The organism is Bifidobacterium sp. LH_417, from assembly GCF_056357035.1.
The window spans coordinates 97,282-116,605 of the sequence record NZ_JBKEVI010000003.1 but is presented as its reverse complement, the minus strand read 5'-3'; the positions used below and the strand labels follow the sequence as shown (position 1 = coordinate 116,605).

23 protein-coding genes are annotated in these 19,324 nt (G+C 63.4%); 17 read left to right on the top strand and 6 right to left on the bottom strand.

Annotation, left to right across the window (positions count from 1 at the left end):
* Positions 1–180: 180 nt before the first annotated feature.
* The 7 genes from pyrH to trpE all read left to right on the top strand — a co-directional run bounded on the left by pyrH (position 181) and on the right by trpE (position 6,915).
* Positions 181–930 carry a UMP kinase gene (gene pyrH / locus AC1AYR_RS03565; protein WP_476511384.1) on the top strand — a complete coding sequence of 250 codons (750 nt, stop codon included), beginning with the start codon at positions 181–183 and terminating at the stop codon, positions 928–930.
* A gap of 84 nt (positions 931–1,014) precedes the next feature.
* Positions 1,015–1,569, top strand: a complete 555-nt coding sequence (gene frr / locus AC1AYR_RS03560) for a ribosome recycling factor (RefSeq protein ID WP_476511385.1) — start codon at positions 1,015–1,017, stop codon at positions 1,567–1,569.
* Between the two features lie 16 nt (positions 1,570–1,585).
* Positions 1,586–2,572 carry a phosphatidate cytidylyltransferase gene (locus tag AC1AYR_RS03555; RefSeq protein WP_476511386.1) on the top strand — a complete coding sequence of 329 codons (987 nt, stop codon included), beginning with the start codon at positions 1,586–1,588 and terminating at the stop codon, positions 2,570–2,572.
* 143 nt (positions 2,573–2,715) lie between these two features.
* On the top strand, positions 2,716–3,918 hold the full coding sequence (rlmN, locus tag AC1AYR_RS03550; RefSeq protein ID WP_476511387.1) for a dual-specificity RNA methyltransferase RlmN: 1,203 nt from the start codon (positions 2,716–2,718) through the stop codon (positions 3,916–3,918).
* A gap of 112 nt (positions 3,919–4,030) precedes the next feature.
* Positions 4,031–4,801: an imidazole glycerol phosphate synthase subunit HisF gene (gene hisF / locus AC1AYR_RS03545; RefSeq protein ID WP_476511388.1), complete on the top strand. Its 771-nt coding sequence runs from the start codon at positions 4,031–4,033 to the stop codon at positions 4,799–4,801.
* A 108-nt stretch (positions 4,802–4,909) separates the two neighbouring features.
* Positions 4,910–5,359 carry a phosphoribosyl-AMP cyclohydrolase gene (gene hisI, locus AC1AYR_RS03540; protein WP_476511389.1) on the top strand — a complete coding sequence of 150 codons (450 nt, stop codon included), beginning with the start codon at positions 4,910–4,912 and terminating at the stop codon, positions 5,357–5,359.
* Positions 5,356–6,915, top strand: coding sequence for an anthranilate synthase component I (gene trpE, locus AC1AYR_RS03535; protein WP_476511390.1), 1,560 nt, complete (start codon positions 5,356–5,358; stop codon positions 6,913–6,915). Before hisI ends, trpE begins: the two co-directional genes overlap by 4 nt.
* Positions 6,916–6,983: 68 nt before the next feature.
* On the opposite strand, the gene AC1AYR_RS03530 is transcribed toward trpE, so the two are convergent.
* Positions 6,984–7,940 (bottom strand): cobalt transporter, encoded by a 957-nt coding sequence (locus AC1AYR_RS03530; RefSeq protein ID WP_476511391.1) that lies wholly within the window; start codon positions 7,938–7,940, stop codon positions 6,984–6,986.
* 193 nt (positions 7,941–8,133) lie between these two features.
* On the opposite strand from AC1AYR_RS03530, the gene AC1AYR_RS03525 reads away from it, so the two are divergent.
* Complete coding sequence (locus tag AC1AYR_RS03525) at positions 8,134–8,922, top strand: DUF1287 domain-containing protein (RefSeq protein WP_476511392.1); 789 nt, start codon at positions 8,134–8,136, stop codon at positions 8,920–8,922.
* A gap of 72 nt (positions 8,923–8,994) precedes the next feature.
* Here AC1AYR_RS03525 and AC1AYR_RS03520 read toward each other — a convergent pair whose 3' ends face one another.
* The 3 genes from AC1AYR_RS03520 to mscL form a co-directional block, all read right to left on the bottom strand.
* A complete protein-coding gene (locus tag AC1AYR_RS03520; protein ID WP_476511393.1) occupies positions 8,995–10,392 on the bottom strand; it encodes an MATE family efflux transporter in 1,398 nt (465 codons plus the stop codon).
* A 157-nt stretch (positions 10,393–10,549) separates the two neighbouring features.
* Complete coding sequence (locus AC1AYR_RS03515; protein WP_476511394.1) at positions 10,550–11,167, bottom strand: isochorismatase family protein; 618 nt, start codon at positions 11,165–11,167, stop codon at positions 10,550–10,552.
* A 91-nt stretch (positions 11,168–11,258) separates the two neighbouring features.
* A complete protein-coding gene (mscL, locus tag AC1AYR_RS03510; protein WP_476511395.1) occupies positions 11,259–11,702 on the bottom strand; it encodes a large conductance mechanosensitive channel protein MscL in 444 nt (147 codons plus the stop codon).
* Between the two features lie 301 nt (positions 11,703–12,003).
* On the opposite strand from mscL, the gene AC1AYR_RS03505 reads away from it, so the two are divergent.
* From AC1AYR_RS03505 to AC1AYR_RS03485, 5 genes are all read left to right on the top strand, one after another.
* Positions 12,004–13,584: a S10 family peptidase gene (locus AC1AYR_RS03505; RefSeq protein ID WP_476511396.1), complete on the top strand. Its 1,581-nt coding sequence runs from the start codon at positions 12,004–12,006 to the stop codon at positions 13,582–13,584.
* Positions 13,585–13,681: 97 nt separating this feature from the next.
* Positions 13,682–14,317, top strand: a complete 636-nt coding sequence (locus tag AC1AYR_RS03500) for a GNAT family N-acetyltransferase (protein ID WP_476511397.1) — start codon at positions 13,682–13,684, stop codon at positions 14,315–14,317.
* 73 nt (positions 14,318–14,390) lie between these two features.
* Entirely contained in the window at positions 14,391–14,690 is a 300-nt protein-coding gene (locus AC1AYR_RS03495) for a DUF2316 family protein (RefSeq protein ID WP_476511398.1), read from the top strand.
* 177 nt (positions 14,691–14,867) lie between these two features.
* Positions 14,868–15,176, top strand: coding sequence for a type II toxin-antitoxin system RelB/DinJ family antitoxin (locus tag AC1AYR_RS03490; protein ID WP_476511399.1), 309 nt, complete (start codon positions 14,868–14,870; stop codon positions 15,174–15,176).
* Positions 15,173–15,481, top strand: coding sequence for a type II toxin-antitoxin system YafQ family toxin (locus AC1AYR_RS03485; protein ID WP_476511400.1), 309 nt, complete (start codon positions 15,173–15,175; stop codon positions 15,479–15,481). Before AC1AYR_RS03490 ends, AC1AYR_RS03485 begins: the two co-directional genes overlap by 4 nt.
* An 87-nt stretch (positions 15,482–15,568) precedes the next feature.
* On the opposite strand, the gene AC1AYR_RS03480 is transcribed toward AC1AYR_RS03485, so the two are convergent.
* A complete protein-coding gene (locus tag AC1AYR_RS03480; RefSeq protein WP_476511401.1) occupies positions 15,569–16,918 on the bottom strand; it encodes an MFS transporter in 1,350 nt (449 codons plus the stop codon).
* A gap of 540 nt (positions 16,919–17,458) precedes the next feature.
* On the opposite strand from AC1AYR_RS03480, the gene AC1AYR_RS03475 reads away from it, so the two are divergent.
* From AC1AYR_RS03475 to AC1AYR_RS03460, 4 genes are all read left to right on the top strand, one after another.
* Positions 17,459–17,665, top strand: coding sequence for a helix-turn-helix domain-containing protein (locus AC1AYR_RS03475; protein WP_476511402.1), 207 nt, complete (start codon positions 17,459–17,461; stop codon positions 17,663–17,665).
* Positions 17,666–17,900: 235 nt separating this feature from the next.
* Positions 17,901–18,107 carry a hypothetical protein gene (locus AC1AYR_RS03470; protein WP_476511403.1) on the top strand — a complete coding sequence of 69 codons (207 nt, stop codon included), beginning with the start codon at positions 17,901–17,903 and terminating at the stop codon, positions 18,105–18,107.
* The gene (locus AC1AYR_RS03465; protein ID WP_476511404.1) at positions 18,104–18,430 is read left to right on the top strand and encodes a type II toxin-antitoxin system RelE/ParE family toxin; all 327 of its coding nucleotides are present in this window, start codon (positions 18,104–18,106) and stop codon (positions 18,428–18,430) included. Before AC1AYR_RS03470 ends, AC1AYR_RS03465 begins: the two co-directional genes overlap by 4 nt.
* Positions 18,431–18,610: 180 nt before the next feature.
* A complete protein-coding gene (locus tag AC1AYR_RS03460) occupies positions 18,611–18,811 on the top strand; it encodes a helix-turn-helix domain-containing protein (protein ID WP_476511405.1) in 201 nt (66 codons plus the stop codon).
* A gap of 128 nt (positions 18,812–18,939) precedes the next feature.
* On the opposite strand, the gene AC1AYR_RS03455 is transcribed toward AC1AYR_RS03460, so the two are convergent.
* Positions 18,940–19,305 carry a YccF domain-containing protein gene (locus AC1AYR_RS03455; protein ID WP_476511489.1) on the bottom strand — a complete coding sequence of 122 codons (366 nt, stop codon included), beginning with the start codon at positions 19,303–19,305 and terminating at the stop codon, positions 18,940–18,942.
* Between the last annotated feature and the right edge of the window lie 19 nt (positions 19,306–19,324).

The following is a 19,324-nucleotide window of genomic DNA, read 5'->3' as shown; positions in this document are numbered from 1 at the left end:
CGGCGAACACGGGAATCGTCCGTCGCCCGTGTGGCGATGTGGTAGATGCGGCCCGGCACACGGCGTTGCCGTGCAGTGTCGTGAACGGCGGATAACCTGTCAGATGGTAATTTTCGTGGACGCGCGGTATGTCGTCGATTCGTCGTGCCGCGCGTCCGAGAAACGAAAGGTGTAACAGGTATGACTGGCAACGAGGCGAAGGACAAGCCGCGCAGGGTGCTGCTCAAGCTGTCGGGCGAAGCGTTCGGCGGCGGCAGGGTCGGCATCGACACCAAGGTGATTCGCCGGATCGCCGAGGAGATCGTCCCCGCCGTCCAGCAGGGCGTGCAGGTCGCCATCGTGACCGGCGGCGGCAACTTCTTCCGCGGCGCCGAACTGCAGCAGGCCGGCATCGACCGTTCCCGCGGCGACTACATGGGCATGCTCGGCACCGTGATGAACTGCCTCGCTCTTCAGGACTTCCTCGAGCAGGAGGGGCAGGCCACCCGCGTGCAGACCGCCATCACCATGGGGCAGGTCGCCGAACCGTACATTCCGCTCAAGGCAATCCGCCATCTGGAGAAGGGCCGCGTGGTCATCTTCGGCGCCGGAGCGGGCATGCCGTACTTCTCCACCGACACCGTCTCCATCCAGCGTTCGCTGGAGATCCACTGCGACGAGGTCCTGATGGGCAAGAACGGCGTCGACGGCGTGTACACCGCCGATCCGCGCCGGAACCCGGAGGCCAAGCGTTTCGAGACTCTGAGCTACAACCGCGCCCTGGTCGACAACCTCGCCGTCATGGACGCCTCCGCGCTGTCCATGGCCCGCGACAACAAGAAGCGCATCCGCGTCTTCGGCCTCGAGGAGCCGGGCAACGTGACCCGCGCCCTGCTCGGTGACGAGATCGGCACGCTCGTCTCCACCGCCGAATCGCGCGTGGCGGAATAGCCCGAATCCGCGTCGAACCCCTACAATCGGTAGGGAAGCAAACCGCATAACAACCGTTCGCAGACGAACAGCAAGGAGCACAACATGGCAAACGTCATCGAACAGGCCAAGGAGCAGATGGCCAAGACCGTGGAGAACACCAAGGAGAACTTCGCGGGCATCCGCACCGGCCGCGCCAACCCGGCCCTCCTCAACGGCATCGTGGTCGACTACTACGGCGCCCCCACGCCGATCAAGGCCGTCGCCTCCATCGGCGTGCCGGAGCCGCGCACCCTCTCCGTCACCCCGTTCGACGCCTCCCAGGCTGGCGCCGTCGAGAAGGCCATCCGCAACTCCGATCTCGGCGTGAGCCCGAACCGCGACGGCAACGTGATCCGAATCACCATGCCGGAGCTCACCGAGGAACGCCGCAAGGAGTACGTCAAGCTCGCCAAGTCGAAGGCCGAGGACGGCAAGGTCGCGGTGCGCAACATCCGCCGCAAGACCAAGGAAGGCATCGACAAGTCCGTCAAGGACGGCGACATGGGCGAGGACGAGGGCGATCGTCTCCTCAAGGACCTCGACAAGGTCACCAAGTCCGTCACCGACGAGATCGACACCCTGCTGGAGACCAAGCAGAAGGAGATCATGGAGGTCTGAACCTCCGGATAGGGATATGGAACGCAACGAACAACTCCACGAAGAGGCCGAAGTCGCACTCGACGAGATCAACAAGAAGACCGGCAGGAACATGCCACAGGCGATCGGCACCGCCGTCGTCCTGATCGCCATCATCCTCGCCGCGATGCTGCTCAGCATCGACCTGTTCGTGGCGTTGATCGTCGTGTTCATGATCCTCGCCCTGTGGGAGCTGCGCGTCGACTTCGCGACCGTCGGGTTGCACATCCCGTTCGCCATGCTGTGCGTATGCTCGGCCGCGACCCTGTTCGCCACCTACTATGCCCCCTTGCACGTCGTGGCGATGGCGCTTTGCGCCATGGCATCGATCATGCTGGTCGCGCTGACGGCGACCGCCAAGCTGAGCTTCGGCAACCGCCTGTCGCTCGCCGTGGCCGACAAGCTCTCCCACACGGAGGCCGGCGCTCGTCTCGAATCCTCGTTCAACCACGAGGGCGGCGAACAGCATCATTCCCGGCTCAGCCACGTGTCCGTGTCGGTGCTCACCGTGCTGTACATCCCCGTGCTGGCCGCGTGCATCGTCGTACCGCTGACCTTCCATGGCCATCCGGTCGCGCACGCGATCATGCTCGTGTTCCTTCCCGCCCTGTCCGACACCGGCGGTCTGTTCGCCGGAGCGTGGCTCGGCAAGCACAAGCTCTCACCGCGCATCTCGCCGAAGAAGAGCTGGGAGGGTCTCGCCGGCTCGGTGCTGTTCGCCATGGCCGGAGCCTTCGCCGTCATGTTCTGCACGTATGCGCCGGACGTGTGGACGTCGAAGTGGTGGGTTCCCGTGCTTGAAGGCGTGCTCGTCGGCGTGACCGGCACGTTCGGCGACCTGTGCGCCTCGATGATCAAGCGCGATCTCGGCATCAAGGACATGGGCCACCTGCTCAAGGGTCACGGCGGCGTGATGGATCGCGTCGACTCCATCCTCATGGCGGCGCCGTTCACCTGCATTCTCCTGTGGTTCACCGGACTGTGACGCCGATGACCCGACGCCGGTGAGAGACCGGTCGATTCCCGGGCCGGACAGTCGTGACGATTGTCCGGCCCGTTTGACGTTCGCGGCGGACCCGCGACGCACCGTGAAGACACGCGACGAACCGTGACGAAAGGAAGCCAGACATGGCCGACCAGAACACCATCATCGGCGGGGAGACCCCCGAGACAGGCATCACGCCGGGAGGCACCACCGGCGCGTTCCGCGACGTGCTGTCCAAGGACCACGCACGCCGGGGCAAACCGCCGCTGCACTTCGCCGACATGACGCCCGAGCAACGCATCGAAACGGCGAAGGGCCTCGGCATGCCGAAGTTCCGCGTCAAGCAGCTTGCCAACCACTATTACGGACGTTTCGACGTGAACGCCGCCGAATTCACCGACTTTCCGGCCTCCAAGCGTGACGAGGCGGCGGCCGCGTTCTTCCCCGAGCTCATCCACGAGGTCACCCGCCAGGTGGCTGACGGTGGTTCCACCATCAAGACGTTGTGGCGGCTGTTCGATGGGTCGCACATCGAATCGGTGCTCATGCGCTATCCGACCCGCACTACGCTGTGCATCTCCTCCCAGGTCGGCTGCGGTATGGGATGCCCGTTCTGTGCCACCGGCAAGCTCGGCCTCACCCGCAACATGTCCGCCGGGGAGATCCTCGAGCAGGTGCGCGTGGCCGCCCGCATGATGCGTGACGGCGAGGTGGCGGGCGGCCCCGGACGCCTGAGCAACATCGTGTTCATGGGCATGGGAGAGCCGATGGGCAACTACCGTTCCGTCCTGTCCGCCGTGCGCCAGATCTCCGCCATGCCTCCCGAGGGCTTCGGCATCTCCGCGCGCAACATCACCGTCTCCACGGTGGGCGTCGTGCCCGGCATCAGGAAGCTTGCCGACGAAGGCATCCCCGTGCGTCTCGCCGTATCCCTGCACGCGCCGAGCGACGAGCTGCGCGACGAGCTCGTGCCGATGAACAAGCGTTTCGACACCACGCAGGTGCTCGACGCCGCCCATGACTACTGGCTCGCCTCCAAACGCCGCGTCAGCATCGAATACGCGCTGATGCGCGGCATCAACGACCAGGCCGAGCATGCGCGTCTGCTCGCCAAACGTCTCAACCATTACGGCGACGATTGGGCGCATGTGAACCCGATCCCGCTCAACCCGATCGAAGGCTCCCGCTGGACCGCCTCCAAGCCGGAGGACGAGGCACGGTTCCTCGAGATCCTGCACAGCGCGGGCATCACCGCCACCCTGCGTGACACGCGCGGCCAGGACATCGACGGCGCGTGCGGCCAGCTCGCCGCCAAGACCAAGGAGGCGTTCGAGCGCGCACAATGACGCGGTCCGGTTCCTCTGGTCAGCATAGCGAGACGCCGGCCGCACAAGCGACGTGCGGCCGTTAGTCTGGACTCCTGTACAGAGAAAGCCTTGCTAACAGGGGAGTGAAGTTATGTCGCTGGCGGTTCGAGTCATCCCGTGCCTGGACGTCGATGACGGGCGAGTGGTCAAAGGCGTGCATTTCGAGAATCTGAAGGACGCCGGTGATCCGGTGGAACTGGCCGCCGAATACTACCGGCAAGGCGCCGATGAGCTTACCTTCCTCGACGTGACCGCCTCCAGTTCGCATCGCAACACGATGATCGACGTCGTGTCCCGCACCGCCGAGCAGGTGTTCATCCCCATGACCGTGGGCGGCGGCGTGCGCACCCCGGAGGACGTGGATTCGCTGCTGCGCTGCGGCGCCGACAAGGTCGGCGTCAACACGGCCGCCATCAACGATCCGACGCTCATCAGCCGTGTCGCCGAACGTTTCGGCAACCAGGTGCTGGTCCTGTCCGTCGACGCGCGGCGTGAGAAGGGCGAGCAGCATACGCAGTCCGGCTTCGAGGTCACCACGATGGGCGGCCGCAAGTCCACCGGCATCGACGCGATCTGGTGGGTGAAGCGCGCCGAGGAGCTGGGCGCCGGCGAGATCCTCCTCAACTCGATGGATGCCGACGGCACGAAGGAGGGCTTCGACCTGGAGATGATCCGCGCCGTGCGCAAGGAGGTCAAAATCCCGATCATCGCCTCCGGCGGTGCCGGCAAGGTCGAGGATTTCCCACCAGCCATCGAGGCTGGTGCGAACGCGGTGCTCGCCGCATCGGTCTTCCACTTCGGCCTCATGACCATCGCCGACGTGAAGGCCGAGCTCAAGCGCCACGGCTACACGGTGCGTTAGGCGCGTGACCCATATTCAACGGGATTTCGGTTCCTTGCTCCTTCCGTGCCCGGGAGTCCTTCGACACGGATCGGAGGAGGACGTTCATCAAAGGCGGACAACACAGATATGACGGACATCATCTACGACAACACGACCGGACTCGACCCCCGCATCGCCGCGCGTCTCAAGCGCGACGCGAAAGGTCTCGTGGCGGCGGTCGTCCAGCAGTACGACACGCGCGACGTGCTCATGGTCGGCTACATGAACGACGAAGCGCTCCGGCGCACCCTCACCACCGGCCGCGTGACCTTCTGGTCACGCTCCCGTCAGGAATACTGGCGCAAGGGCGACACGTCCGGCCACGTGCAGTACGTGAAGGGCGTGTCCCTCGACTGCGACGGCGACGCGCTGCTCGTCGAGGTCGACCAGGTGGGAGCCGCCTGCCACACCGGCAAACGCAGCTGCTTCCTCGAGGGCGGACCGCTGCCGGTGGTCGTCGGCCATCGCACCCCGGAACAGGGCGGCGCCGACGGCGAAGGGAACGCGGACGATACGGAAACGGAGGCACGGGCATGACCGAATGCAGCGTCGAACATCTCAACTGGGGCGGCACCTGGCCGAACCGCGAACAGTTCCTCGAACTGGCGGGCGAAGGCTACCGCGTGATCCCGATCGTACGCCGTCTGCTCGCCGACTCGCTCACCCCGGTCGGCTTCTACGAGCGTCTCGCCGGCGGGCGCACCGGCACATTCATCCTCGAATCCGCGGAATACGGCGGATCGTGGAGCCGATACAGCTTCATCGGCGTGAATTCGATGGCGCAGCTGCGCGCCGACAAGGACGGCAACGCCGACTGGCTGGGCACCGTGCCTGCCGGGGTGCCCACGCACGGCGACGTGGTCGAGGTCGCGCACGCCACGTTGAAGACGCTCAAGGCGCCGCGCGTCGAAGGCCTGCCGAACCTCACCTCCGGTCTGGTCGGCACCGTCGGTTGGGACGCCATCCGCCACTGGGAGCCGACGCTGCGCGCCCAGGCGCCGAACGAGACCGGACAGCCGGAGATGGTGCTGGCCCTCGCCACCGACATCGCCGTGGTCGACCACGTGTCCGGTTCGGTGTGGCTCATCGCCAACGCGGTGAACGTGGACGACAAGCCCACCCGTGCCGACATCGCCTACGATCAGGCCATCAAACGCCTCGACCGTATGCAGGAGAACGCGGCCACGCCTACGCCGGGGGAAGCCCGCGTCAGCGCCCTCGACACCACCGTCAAGCAGCCCGAACTGCGGTTCCGCACCCCCAAGGAGGTGTACGAGAAGGCGGTCGAGGCCACGCGGAAGCACATCATCGACGGCGACGTGTTCCAGACGGTCATCTCCCAGCGTCTCGACATCGATTCGCCCGCCGACCCGTTCGACGTGTACCGTGTGCTACGCACGCTCAACCCGAGCCCGTACATGTACTTCATGGCGCTGACCGACGCCGAGGGACGTGATTTCAACGTGATCGGCTCCAGCCCGGAGACGCTCATCAAGGTGGATGACGGCCATGCGATGACTTTCCCGATCGCCGGCTCCCGCCCGCGCGGCAAGACCCCGGAGGAGGATGCGAAACTCGCCAAGGAGCTGCTCGCCGATCCGAAGGAACGCAGCGAGCACATCATGCTCGTCGACCTGTCGCGCAACGACCTGAGCAAGGTGTGCCGTCCGGAGACCGTCGAAGTGGTGTCCCTCATGGACATCAAACGCTTCAGCCACATCATGCACATCTGCTCGACCGTCACCGGCGAGGTCAACCCGGACATGACCGCGTTCGACGTGTTCATGTCCGCGTTCCCCGCGGGCACGCTGTCCGGCGCCCCCAAGCCGCGCGCCATCGAGATCATCGACGAATTGGAGCCCGCCGACCGCGGCATCTACGGCGGCACCGTCGGCTACTTCGACTTCTCCGGCAACATGGATATGGCCATCGCCATCCGCACCGCGTTCCTGCGCGACCATGAGGCGAGCGTGCAGGCCGGCGCCGGCCTGGTGCTCGACTCCGTGCCGGCCAATGAATGGCAGGAGACCCGCAACAAGGCCGAAGCCAGCGTCGAGGCCATCCAGATCGCAGCCCAATTGCGCGAGCTGTGACGTTCCGGATGCTTCGATTCCCGTTCCGGGTTCCCCTGCCGATGAATCGGCGGGTGGTGCGGTGACGGTCACGCGAAAGTGACGGTCACCACGCCACCCGCCGTCTCAGTTCCCGTCCATGCGGTCGCCGCGCGCGTCCACGTCATGCCGTTCGCGGTGATGCCGGTGACGCCGTAATGCCGTGCGTTGACGACGACCCATGTCGCCGTCTGCCATACCGCGCGCCGTTGGTTCTCTTCGGACAGTCCATCCGGCAGGGTCAACACGACGGTCGTCATATTCGTCGAGTTCTTCGTATTCTTCGCATCGTCGGCGCGCGAACCCGTGACGGACGGGTAGGCTGCGGTGACGGCGGCGAGCAGGCCATCGGCATCTGACGAATCGGCGTCCGGCAGCTTGCAGCCGACGCCGGCGGCGACCTCGCCGGTCAGCGACTGCGCCCACGCGCGCGCCAGACCGTCCCACTGCGCGTAGGCGTCCGGATAGCCGGACAATTGCACCGCCTGCGCCGCGTCCTCCACGGGAATCGACTCCCAGTCGGACACCTTCACCAGCCCGTCGTAGAACGCGTTCGTCGCATAGGATTCGTCCATGAGTTGCTCGACCGTGCCCCACCCCTGACTGGGGCGTTGCTGGAAGAGTCCAAGCGAGTCGCGGTCGCCGTATTCCAGATTCGTGAGCTTCGACTCCTGCATGGCGGTGGCGAGCGCCACCGTGGCCGCATGATCGGGCAGTCCTCGCGTCACACCAATCGCCGTGATGAGCGCCGCGTTGCGCGCCTGTTCCGTGGACAGCGCGTAGCTCATTACGCCGTCCGTCTGCTTCGCCATACAGTAGGCGCTTGTGTCCTTCGCCGCGACGGCTGCATTCCCCAAGCCGGCGAGCCATTGCGCGGAGAACCTCACGACGCCCACAATCACGGCGGTGACGATGCAGATGGTGGCGACGACGACGATCAGGGCGTGGCACAGAGATGCGGACCCGCGTGTCGAGCCCGGTGCACCCGATGTCGTGCGCTTCGTCAATGGAATCGCCTCCTTCCGCGTCGCCTGTCTGATTCGTGATGCCGCGTCTCACGATACCAGCCGGATTGTGGTTGTTCGGCAAGAGAACCCTGGGAATGCCCCTGACGGTTTCCCTGAATACTATCGGGGAGGATAATGGGCGTATGGACGGCGGTCGGGGTGACGTGCGGCGTCTGAGGGAAAGGAATCGGTGATGACGGGAAACGTTGGGGAATCCGCACGGAGGAAGCGGTCGCGTCACATGGTCGTCTGGATTGTGGCGGTTCTGTTGGTGGTCGCTCTGTGCGTCGCCGGCACATTCGCCATACGTACGCTGACGGGGATGCTCCGGCGTCCCGGCGGCGCGGCGGGGGAGACGACATCGGGTGCGACGGCGCCGAACCCGAGCGTCGAGGCGACGTACCCGAAGGCCGTGAGTCCGGTCGACTACAACGGCAACGGCGTCGACGACTATGCGGACATCGTCGTCGGAGCCCGCAAGGACGCGGAGAACAGACCCGCTTATGACAACGGCTACTATGAGGGCGGCTATCCGCCGGACGACCGCGGCGCATGCACCGATCTGGTGTGGCGCGCGTTCAGAACGGCCGGATACGACCTCAAGGCCATGGTGGATGCGGACGTGGCCGCCGATCCGGCCAGCTACTCGACGGTCGCGCCGAACCCGGATCCGAACATCGACTTCCGCCGCACCGGCGTACTCGACGTGTTCTTCTCGAAATACGGCGAGACGCTCACGCTCGACCCGTCCGACCACGCGCAATGGCAGGGCGGCGACATCGTCGTGTTCCAGAACGTCAAGCATATCGGCATCGTCTCCGACAAGCGCGACTCGTCCGGAACCGCGTTCATTCTGCACAACATGGGACAGAGACAACGGGAGAACGACTATCTCGCGTTCAGGACGCACATGACCGTCACAGGCCACTACCGCTTCGACGCGTCGAAGGTCCCGCAGAGCGTGCTCCGCGCGTGGCGGTGACGGCATCGGACATGACGTTGTCCGCGATGACGGTCACGGCGCTCGCAGTATGTGACGCTGTTCCCGTCGCCGTTATTCGTCCGTGTGGGAGCTCTTCCCGGCGCGTAGCTCGGGAAGCAACACGACGAACAGGACGACCGCCATCAGCGCGGTGATGAGGTCGGCGAGCGCCTGTGCGGCGATGACGCCGTCGTAGCCGGCGACGCGCGAACCGATCGCCAGCGTGACCGCCAGGACGACACCCTGACGGCTGATGGACAGGACGAACGCGCCCAACGCCTTGCCTGTCGACTGGAACGTGCAGGTGGTGACCATCACGATGGCCACGCAGACGAGGCTGAGCAGCTGGACGCGCAGCATGCCGGCGCCGAGCGCGACGATCGTCTCGTCGGCGATGAAGAAGCGCATGAGTCGGCGGTCGAAGACGCTCAGTACAACGGTCATGACGAGGGCGAACGAGCAGAGGAACAGGTAGGCGAACCGCATGATGCCGTGCAGACGGCGCATGTTGCGCGCCCCGTAGTTGTAGCCGATGAGCGGTTGCGCGCCGAACGCGAATCCGACGAATACGAGCACGGCGATCATGACGACCTTCAAGGCGATGCCCAGGGCGGCGACCGCATCGGTGCCGTAGGGAAGCAGGGCCAGATTGACCATGACCATGCCCACGCTTTGCGTGAGGTTCGTGATGGCGGAGGGGATGCCGATGGCGAGGATGTTGCGCACTTCGAGCGCGGTGATGTCGAGCCGGCGTTTCGCCGTGACGGCCGCGGCGGTCGCGTTTCCGAACATGAGCCGCGGATCGATGGACAGGTTGCGGCTGCGCTTGAGCAGGAACCAGACGAAGTACGCATCGGTGCAGATGTTCGCGATGACGGTCGCGCCTGCCGATCCGGCCGCGCCCCAGCCGAATCCTTGGATGAACAGGGGGTTGAGGATCATGTTGGCCACGGTGCCGATCATCGAGCCGATCATGGAGGGCACGGCGTGGCCTTCGGTGCGCAGCAGGTTCATGGGCGTCATGGAGACGATGATGAACGGCGAGCCGATGATGATGAGCGTGTAGAACGCGGAGGCATGCACCCACGTGTCGTCGGTCGCGCCAAGCAGGGTGAGCATCGGCGTGCGGAACACGAGGCCGAGCACGACGATGACGAGACCCGTGAGGATGGCCCCGTAGAAGCAGAACACGCTCAGGCGGCGTCCGTCGTCGAACCGTTTCCGGCCGAACAGGCGGGAGACGACGGAGGCGCCGCCGAGCCCGAAGATGTCGCCGAGGGCGATCATCACCGTGAACATGGGCGCGGTCAGGGAGACGCCGGCCACCATGTTCGTGTCGCCGGTATGCGCCACGAAGTACGTATCCATCATGTTGTAGACCAGTGTGACGAGCATGCTCAGCACCACCGGCATCGTCAACGCGAAATACGCCTTCGGGATCGGTGCCTTCTCGAACAGTTCGCTATCCATCGGTTTCTTCCCTCTCCGGCATCATTTCGCCCGCCCGTATCGTCCGTCTATGGGATGACGGCGTTACGGGCGGGCGAATCTTGTTTCGTGGGCATTGTACCTGTCACAGTGCGGACAACAACACGCCGCACATGCCGACGGGGAAGGGGAGGGGATATCAGCGCGAGTCGCGCAGGGTGATTCCGGCGTCCGCCATCTCTTTGCGCGCGGCGACTCCCAACTCCTCGCTGACCGGCACGGTCAGGTCCTCGAACACGGTGACCGGGTAGCCGAGCTTGCGGGCGTCGAGCGCGGTCTCCTTCACGCAATGTGATTCGGCGATGCCGACCACATCCACCTGATCGACGCCCGCCGCTTCGAGCGCGTTGGTGAGCGTCAGTCCTTGGTTCTGCGCGGCCTGGACCTCCTCGCGCGACTGGATACGGTCCGTATCGTCCTCGACGCCCTCGAACCCCGAGTAGGCGGCCGCGTACTGGCCCTTCTTGAAATGGTGTCCGATGCCGAGCGCCTCGACCGCCGGGTGCAGCCGCGCGTTCGCGGTGCCCGCTTTGCCGTGCACCGGCCATGTGTCCACGAAATCGGGATGCTCGGACCAGTGGTCGCCGGGCTCGATGTGCCAGTCCTGCGTGGTCGCGATATACGCATAGTCGCTGCGGTGCGCCTCCACATATGCGGCGATGCGTTCCGCGACCGCGTTGCCTCCTTCGACGCCGAGCTCGCCTCCCTCGCAGAACGTCGGCTGCACATCGACCACGATCAACGCCTTCCTTGTCATGATTGCCTCCTTTATTGTCCGCCTCCACCGTCGACGCCGGTGCCATCCATCCTCACTGTACCGGCATGGGGCCGTTCACACGGAGCATTGGTCACGTGCGTGGATTGCGGTCCATATCGGCCAGCTGGTCGCGGATCTCGGCGAGCAACTCGATGGTGCGTTCCTCGGGCGTGATCTCGGGCTGCTTCGCCTTCTCGTCCTCCTCCTGCTTGAGCTTCGCCTTGACGAGCATCGCGTCGGTCATGTCGCGGAACTTGTTGATCGGCACGAGGATGAAGAAGTACACGGCCGTGGCGATGACGAGGAAGTTGAGCAGCGCGCCCAGGATCGCGCCGAGCGAGACGGTCGCCCCGTTGAACGTGAACGCGAGCAGGCCGCTCATGTCGGGCTTGCCGAACACCATCGCGATGAGCGGGTTGATAAGGCTGTCCACGATCGCGTTCACCACGGCGGTGACCGCGCTGCCCATGACCACGCCGACCGCCATATCGATCATGTTGCCTCGTGAGATGAATTTCTTGAAACCGTCGATCATGCCGTTCTCCTTCATACGAGTAGAACCGTTTCCCCGTGATTATCCCGGTTTCACCGGACTTCGGACGGTTCGGGCTGTCAATGTGGTCAACATGGTGATTATTGACGGATACCCAGTAATATCGACGACGTGTTGATTTATATCGTGCATGTCCGTCGCGAAGGGAACGAAAACATGACCTACCCTTCATTCCCTCCCTGACGCGCATGGCGTTCATGTCCGTCACCGTCCGTCGCCCCTATAGTGGAGACGATACGATGGATGATGACGGGAACGCTCCCACGGACGAAAGGAAGGCTCCATGGCGGAGACGAACGACGGCAAGCGCGACGAGGCGACCGGACGGACGGTGCAGGAGCAAACGACGACGGCAAAACTGCCGGACCCTTACGAGAAGACCACGCGCCACACCATCGACATCGACGGTCGTACGTTCCACTACGCGGCGACCGTGGGCACGCTGCTCATCGACACGCCCAAGGTGAAGCCGGCCGCGAGCGTCTTCTTCACCGCATTCGACCTTCTTGACGACGACGGCAAGGCGGACCACACCCGACCGGTCACCTACATCTTCAACGGCGGACCGGGGTCGTCCACCACGTTCCTGCTCATGGGCTCGGTCGCGCCGAAGCGCATCGACGTACCGGACGCAGCCCCGGTTCCCGCCGCGCCCTACCGGCTCGAAGACAACCCGCACACGCTGTTGCCGGTCTCCGATCTGGTGTTCATCGACGCACCGGGCGCCGGATTCTCCGAAATCCTCGACAAGGCGAAGCCGGAACTATGGTCGGTGGACGGCGATGTGGCCGGGTTCAGCGCGTTCATCCGCGCCTATTCAAGCAAATGCCACCGTTGGAACTCGCCGAAGTACGTGCTCGGCGAATCCTACGGCACCACGCGCGGCGCGGCCCTCGCATACCGTCTCCAGCAGGACGGGATTGCGTTGAACGGGCTCACGCTCATCTCCAACATCCTCGACTACGCGTACACGCTCGACACATCCGACCAGTTCTACGTCGGCTACTTCCCGACCTACGCATCCGTCGCCAGATATCATGGCCTCGCCGCGACGGACAGGGAGCCCGCCGACCACCTGCAGGCGGCCCGCGCATTCGCGAACGGCCCGCTGCGCCTCGCATTGGCCGCAGGCGCCTCGTTGGACGACGAGACCAAGCGCCGCGTCGCCGGACGCTACGCCGAACTGACCGGCCTGAGCGCGAAGTACGTCTACGATTCCGACCTGCGCGTCGTCGACATGCGGTTCCGCAAAGAGCTGCTGCGCGACGAGGAGAAGATCGTAGGCCGTTACGACGGCCGCGTGGCCGGCTACGATCTCGACCGGATGAGCGACGAGGAGACGTTCGTCGTGGACGACGCGTACCTCGACCCCGCGTATTCGAGTCTCGCTAACGCGTATCTCAGGGACGAACTCGGCTGGGACCGCACGCCCGAACGCGTCGGTTTCGCCGACTTCGACTGGAACGCCACCGAACCGGGCAAGGGCTGGACCTGGTGGCACAGGCAGCCGGACACGACCAAGTCCTCATGGGGACAGAACATCCCGTTCCCGAACGTCGTGCCCGATCTTGCGGCCGCCATCGCGCACCAGCCTACATTGAAGGTACTCATCGGCAACGGCGTCTACGACCTGTGCACGCCGTTCGGCCAGACCGAATACGACATCGACCATCTCGGCCTGCCCAAGCCGTTGCGCGGCAACGTGGCATTCACCTACTATCCGGCCGGCCACATGCTCTACTCGTCCAAGCCGAGCCTCGCGAAGTTCTCCGACGATCTGAAGCGCTTCTACGCCGCGGACGTCGCCGGACTGGGGGCGATCGACGAACGCCCCGCCGCGCCCGCGCCGGACATCCGGCTGTAGGAGTCCGCATGAAGGAAGCCGACGCATTACCGAAGGCGGAATTCGGTTTCCCCGGGCCGGAGCATTTCAAAGTCATGGAAAGACGAGGAGACACTTCATGGATGTGATCGAGACCGAACGTCTGGTACTGCGGCCCTGGAAGGTCGATGATGCGGCCGAAGCCGCCTCGTTGTTCAGGTACGCCTCCGACCCGGAAATCGGATTGCGTTGCGGATGGCCGCCGCACACCAGCGTCGAAGGCAGCATGAGCGACATCAGGACCATACTCGCCGTCGAGAACAACTGGGCCATCACCATCAAGGATGCGAATTGCGCAGACGGTGAAGACGCCACCGATGTGCCGGTGGGCAGCATCGCGCTCAAGCCGGTCAGCCATTACACCGCCGACGTCGTCAACGGGGATCAGGAACTCGAAACCCGCTACGGCAGGTATCTGGGCGACAACGCGCTGGAACTCGGCTATTGGATCGGCCGCCCGTTCTGGGGGAGAGGCTACATGCCCGAAGCACTACGGGCGGTGCTCGGCTACGCGTTCGGCGCACTGCGCAAGGACGCGGTGTGGGGCGGGCATTACGCGGAGAACCCGCAGTCGGGCCGTGTGATGGCCAAGTGCGGGCTCCACGTCGTCGGCAAGTCGAAGCAGGACTACTATCCGCTCATCGACCGCCGTTACGATGGCGTCTACCGCATCATCACCGTCGATGAATGGAACGGTTCGACGGGCGGCAGGTAGAATGAAACGCGGGAGAGGCCGATGCGACGACCGTCATTCCCGTTCCGAGGAATCAACGACAGGGGAGCATGATATGTCTTTGACCACTACACAACGTGAGGCGACCATCCGCGAATTCCGGGAGAACATGGCCCTGCTCGGCCTTACCGTCGACCGGATCGGCGCCGATTTCGGGGTCAGCGGAGAGACCATCCGCCGCATCGTCGATCTCGAATCCGGCGTTCTGGAATACCCATGGATCGTGCGCCGCTACCTGCTCGACAAGGCCGCGACCGCCAACATGCACTTGGTACCGTTCACCGCACTGCGCGGCGACCCGCACGACTACTGGTTCCTTGACGACCGCATCATCGACGCAAACCGGCTCGACTGACGAATCCGCACGATCGGGTTTGAAACGACCGACTGGAGGAACTCTGGTTCTTTGGGCGTGGGTGTGTCTTCCTTCTTTCGTGGATATTACTACAAGTACACGAATCAGAAAGAGTACCTGACGATTACCTTTTGGGAATATAATATGCACCATATTGGTATCGCAAAGGAGGTTGTCATGGGTAAACTGGTTGCGAATGTCGACGATGACGTGAAGGCTCGCGCCGCAGCCCTGTACGAATCCATGGGCATGAGCTTGAGCACGGCCGTGAATATGTTCCTGCGTCAATCGCTTGAAGAGGACGGCGTGCCGTTCAAACCGCGCCGGTATACGGGCGTCCGTCTGGCGCCTACCGAAGCGACGCGTCGGGCGATGGTTGCGGCCGAGGCCAAGGAACTCGGGCTGATTTCCGACGATGCCGTCGAATGCCGCACGGAGCGGGAAGTGCGTGAACATCTGCGCGAGTTGAGGAATCGCGCCGCGTGAGCTATTCCATCAAGTTCGACTCTCAGTTCAACGCCGATTACGAATGGCTATGTCGCACCCATCCCGACCTGCTTGACGATCTGGATGGCGCCATTCTGATGCTACGCGAAAACGGAGAACTGCCCGAAGGGTACCGTCCGCATGTATTAGGCAACTCCGGAGGAAACTACAACGGTCACTGGGAGTTTCACTTGGCCGGGGACATCGATGTACTGGTGTTGTATTGGAAGCGTGCCGGCCGTACCGTGATTCGCATGGTACGCATCGGGACGCACGCCGACCTGTTCCAAGGTGAGGTTCTGTAATCGTCGAGGGATCGTCGGCATGTTCTGGCGCTCGCAACGCGACAATCATCGCATTGCGGGCGCCAGAACAACCGTCGGACATCTTGGCTACAACGCGATCCTCTCCCACTGCGACGGCAACGGGATGTGTCTGGTCGGGGTGATGCAGGCGAGCAGGAGTCCGGTGCCGGCGCATCCGACGACGAGCAGCATGACCGCACGGAAACCGAAGCCCGGCGACTGCAGCAGCCATCCTACCAATGCCGGTGCCAACGCTCCCAGCACGCCGACCGTCGTCTCGAACACGGTAGACACCCTGCCCTGCATGTCGTCCGGCGTGCGGCTGAAGATGAATCCGAGTTCGCCCGCGTTCAACGCCGGGAACAGCAATGATGCTACGGCCATGCAGACGACGGCGAGCGCATATGAGTCGGAGAACACGAGTGGCAGCATCGCCGCCGTGAACACGGCGAACGTGAGGATGATGAGCCGACCGGTCGGGATATGGTCGACCAGCCATCCGGCTGTGAGCGAGCCGATCAGCGCGGCGATGCCGGTGGCGGTCCCGACCAGTCCGATGAACGCCGCGTCCGTGCCTCGTTCCGCCAGCATGATCTGGACGCCGATGATGCTGCCGTAGCAGGCGACGTTCATGACCGCGCCCTGTGCGATGGCCGCGAGTACGATACGGCGGGTCAAGGTCCAATGCCATCCTTCGATGAACTGGGAGAGGAACGACCGTCGTGCGTCGCGTGTGGCAGCGTCTGCCGCGAGGTTCTCCAGTGCTGCCGGCGCGGGGGTGTTGCCGCGTTTCGGCAATGCCAGCGATGCGAATACGGAGAACAGGTACAACATGGCGGAGGTGAGGAACGGTGTCCAGGCCGCGATGCGGTACAGCAGTCCGCTGATCGCCCCTCCCGACAGTTCCACGCATGACTCGCGCGCCTCGCGTATGGCCTGTGCTTTGGAGAACCGATCCATCGGCACCAGTGATTTGAGCATCGCGTCGTTCGCGGGGTCGAGCAGACCGTTCATCGTGGCGAACAGGGTCACCATCGCCGCGAACAGGGTCGTGTCCATCACGCCCGTGGCGAGCAGAACCGTGCCGGCGGCGGACAAGGCCAGTCCGGTCAGGCCGAGCAGGATCATCAGTTTTCGCCGGTCGTGACGGTCGGCGATCGCCCCGCCGATGGACATGATTGTCAGCCCGATTGCCGATTCGATGGTGACGAGCAGTCCGGCGATGAACGGGGAGCCGGATAGGGCGAGCCCGATTAATGGTATGACGAACGTGCGCAGGCTGACGGCGACCGTGTCGGCGGTGTCGGCGATGAACCAGGTACGGTATGGGGCGAGTCGCCAGAGGGAATGGGCGCGTTGAACTGTTGTGGATGAGTCGGGGGAGGGGAATACGTGGGGTTGTGTGGGATTCTGGGTCGGATGGTCGTCGGCGTTCATGATGGGGCTCGTTTCATGATGGCGCCATGATGAGTGCGTCGGCCGTTCCCTCGGAGATTGCCTCTCGAATATCGTTTCCGGAGGGGCGCTCTCGGGATTCATCTTGGAATCATGGAGAACGGATGTCGCGCAGGTCATGGGCGGCGTTCGGAATTTTCGCATGGAAGAACAGCGCGGCCGTATGGGTTTCAGGCCGCGACGTCGTGATGTGAGAGGGCGGATGGATCCGTCTCTCAGCTGTATGCGAAGGATTCCAGAACGACGTACATGCGAGGCTCCCTTGACTCTCTGTATCGGGTATTTCCAATCCCTAACCATGATATCCGACTACTTGTCGCGCCCCGCCGTCATATCCCGACGGGCATGGCCACGTAATGCTGATGCTAGTCGATTATCCTCGGATGGTCGTCTACATCGACGGCGTGCGAGTGTTGACGCTGAACGTCGGATAGCACGCCCGGCCCGGCCTCATACCGGGCCTCTCCCGTGGTTTCGCTCTTGGTAGAATCGATCCCACCTAACAATTTTGGGAGGTGGGATATGGGATTGAGAGAACTCAGGTTGAAACGAGGATTGACGCAACAGCAGTTAGCCGACAAACTCGGTGTGACGCAACCGCGCATCGCGGCTATCGAGACCGGGCAACGCCCCATAGGCGGTGTCAGTCTCGAAAACGCGGTAGCGATTTGCGACGCGTTGCGTGTGTCTAATCCTCGTAAGCTACTTGACGATCCCGATAAATCCTAGAGCAGTCCGTACGGTCCGGCTTTGGCCGGGGTAAGGCGAGTGGTTAGGCTAGGTCTCCATTGTTGACGTGGTGCGATGCCGGCACAATAGTCGGCGGTGTCAATCGCGTGGCCGTGCGCGTAATCCACGGCTGGCCTGTCTGACTGTCATAGGTCGGGTAGGCACGCAAACGATTCATAGCGTGTTTTCACTTTCGTGGGATACGCTGACTGCCATATATAAAAAGGAGGATAGGATGCCGAGTTTGGTCATGGAACAGCGTGCCAGGCGTAACGCGTACCGGCGTGAGAGGCGGCTTGAGCGCACCTTGACGCGGTCGTTGGATAACTGGCGTAAGGACGTGCAGGATATGGCACCGTTCGCGTTGCCGACTGACACGGTTTTGCGGTCGGATGCTGATTTTGACGCGTTCGAGCGTGAGATTCTAGGCGGTGACGAGTGATCGAGGTCGCCTATTCGGAGTCGGCCAAAGCCGAGTTGCGGCGTTTGGCGCGATGGCGTCGCTCATATGCCAAGGAGGTCATGCGCATTATCCGTGAGGAATTGCGCGTGGACGGTTTCGTGGCGGATGGGTACAGTCCGCATGTCTTGGACAACCCGGACGGTTTTTGTTCGGGCTTTATGGAATTTCACGCGTTCCCCGACGTGCTTGTTTTGTATTATCCGCCGCATCCGAAGTCCAATGGTTTCGTGCGCATTCATCATGTGTGCACGCACGAGGCTTTACGTACTGGATGCTTTGACAGCGCGTGGGCGTCTGACTAGTCGGCGTGTTCGTGACCTAATTGCGACACGCCGATTTGTGTACCCAAGAATGATAGGTTATTCTATCAACCAACGAGTTAATCGATATCCCGCGAACATCTCACACGTGTGTTTTGTACGTGGCGATGATAGATTAATCTGTCATAATGGTGTAGCCAAACAACCAAGCGAGGTGAACCATTGGGGCTCAAACAACTCCGACAAAAGGCCGGCCTGACGCAAGCCAAGCTGGCCAAGATGACAGGGATAGCGCGCACGACATTGAGCGGCTATGAGTGCGGCGTCTACGACGTCCATTCAATGACGCTTGACAACGCGTTGCGACTATCCCGCGCGCTCGGGTGTCATCCGTCCGATCTTACGGACGGGTACCCCGACTAAGAAGAAAATGCCGCCGTGAGATTAGGGCCTCACGGCGGCATTTCCGCGGACGTATCGGCGTGAGGACAAACGTAATCAGCGCGTGCCTCTTGATGGACGTGATAGGGCAGCTAAGCGAGGCGACTGGCTCACAGGTCCTGGATCTGCGCGCCGAACGGCCAGAGCGCGAGTTTCGCCATCTTGAACGATTGGATGCCGAACGGGATGCCGATGATGGTCACGCAGTTGACGAGTCCGGCGGCGACATAGCCGAGCGCCATCCACACGCCGGCGAGCACCAGCCAGATGATGTTCGCGAGCATGGAACCGAGTCCGCCGCCGTAGCGCACGGTCTTGCCGAACGGGGTGAGCGTGAGTCCGGCCATTTTGAACGCCTGTACTCCCAACGGGATGCCGATGATCGTGACGCACAGCACCACGCCGATGACCGCCCATCCGAACGCGATGGCGAGCCCGCCGAGCACCAGCCACAGGATATTGCCGATCAGTCTCATCTTCCTCATTTCTCGATAC

Excerpts from the sequence above, each read along its gene's own strand:
- pyrH (WP_476511384.1), top strand. The coding sequence starts at position 181 with ATGACTGGCAACGAGGCGAAGGACAAGCCGCGCAGGGTGCTGCTCAAG.
- frr (WP_476511385.1), top strand. The coding sequence starts at position 1,015 with ATGGCAAACGTCATCGAACAGGCCAAGGAGCAGATGGCCAAGACCGTG.
- AC1AYR_RS03555 (WP_476511386.1), top strand. The coding sequence starts at position 1,586 with ATGGAACGCAACGAACAACTCCACGAAGAGGCCGAAGTCGCACTCGAC.
- rlmN (WP_476511387.1), top strand. The coding sequence starts at position 2,716 with ATGGCCGACCAGAACACCATCATCGGCGGGGAGACCCCCGAGACAGGC.
- hisF (WP_476511388.1), top strand. The coding sequence starts at position 4,031 with ATGTCGCTGGCGGTTCGAGTCATCCCGTGCCTGGACGTCGATGACGGG.
- hisI (WP_476511389.1), top strand. The coding sequence starts at position 4,910 with ATGACGGACATCATCTACGACAACACGACCGGACTCGACCCCCGCATC.
- trpE (WP_476511390.1), top strand. The coding sequence starts at position 5,356 with ATGACCGAATGCAGCGTCGAACATCTCAACTGGGGCGGCACCTGGCCG.
- AC1AYR_RS03525 (WP_476511392.1), top strand. The coding sequence starts at position 8,134 with ATGACGGGAAACGTTGGGGAATCCGCACGGAGGAAGCGGTCGCGTCAC.
- AC1AYR_RS03520 (WP_476511393.1), bottom strand. The coding sequence starts at position 10,392 with ATGGATAGCGAACTGTTCGAGAAGGCACCGATCCCGAAGGCGTATTTC.
- AC1AYR_RS03515 (WP_476511394.1), bottom strand. The coding sequence starts at position 11,167 with ATGACAAGGAAGGCGTTGATCGTGGTCGATGTGCAGCCGACGTTCTGC.
- mscL (WP_476511395.1), bottom strand. The coding sequence starts at position 11,702 with ATGATCGACGGTTTCAAGAAATTCATCTCACGAGGCAACATGATCGAT.
- AC1AYR_RS03505 (WP_476511396.1), top strand. The coding sequence starts at position 12,004 with ATGGCGGAGACGAACGACGGCAAGCGCGACGAGGCGACCGGACGGACG.
- AC1AYR_RS03500 (WP_476511397.1), top strand. The coding sequence starts at position 13,682 with ATGGATGTGATCGAGACCGAACGTCTGGTACTGCGGCCCTGGAAGGTC.
- AC1AYR_RS03495 (WP_476511398.1), top strand. The coding sequence starts at position 14,391 with ATGTCTTTGACCACTACACAACGTGAGGCGACCATCCGCGAATTCCGG.
- AC1AYR_RS03490 (WP_476511399.1), top strand. The coding sequence starts at position 14,868 with ATGGGTAAACTGGTTGCGAATGTCGACGATGACGTGAAGGCTCGCGCC.
- AC1AYR_RS03480 (WP_476511401.1), bottom strand. The coding sequence starts at position 16,918 with ATGAACGCCGACGACCATCCGACCCAGAATCCCACACAACCCCACGTA.
- AC1AYR_RS03475 (WP_476511402.1), top strand. The coding sequence starts at position 17,459 with ATGGGATTGAGAGAACTCAGGTTGAAACGAGGATTGACGCAACAGCAG.
- AC1AYR_RS03470 (WP_476511403.1), top strand. The coding sequence starts at position 17,901 with ATGCCGAGTTTGGTCATGGAACAGCGTGCCAGGCGTAACGCGTACCGG.
- AC1AYR_RS03455 (WP_476511489.1), bottom strand. The coding sequence starts at position 19,305 with ATGAGACTGATCGGCAATATCCTGTGGCTGGTGCTCGGCGGGCTCGCC.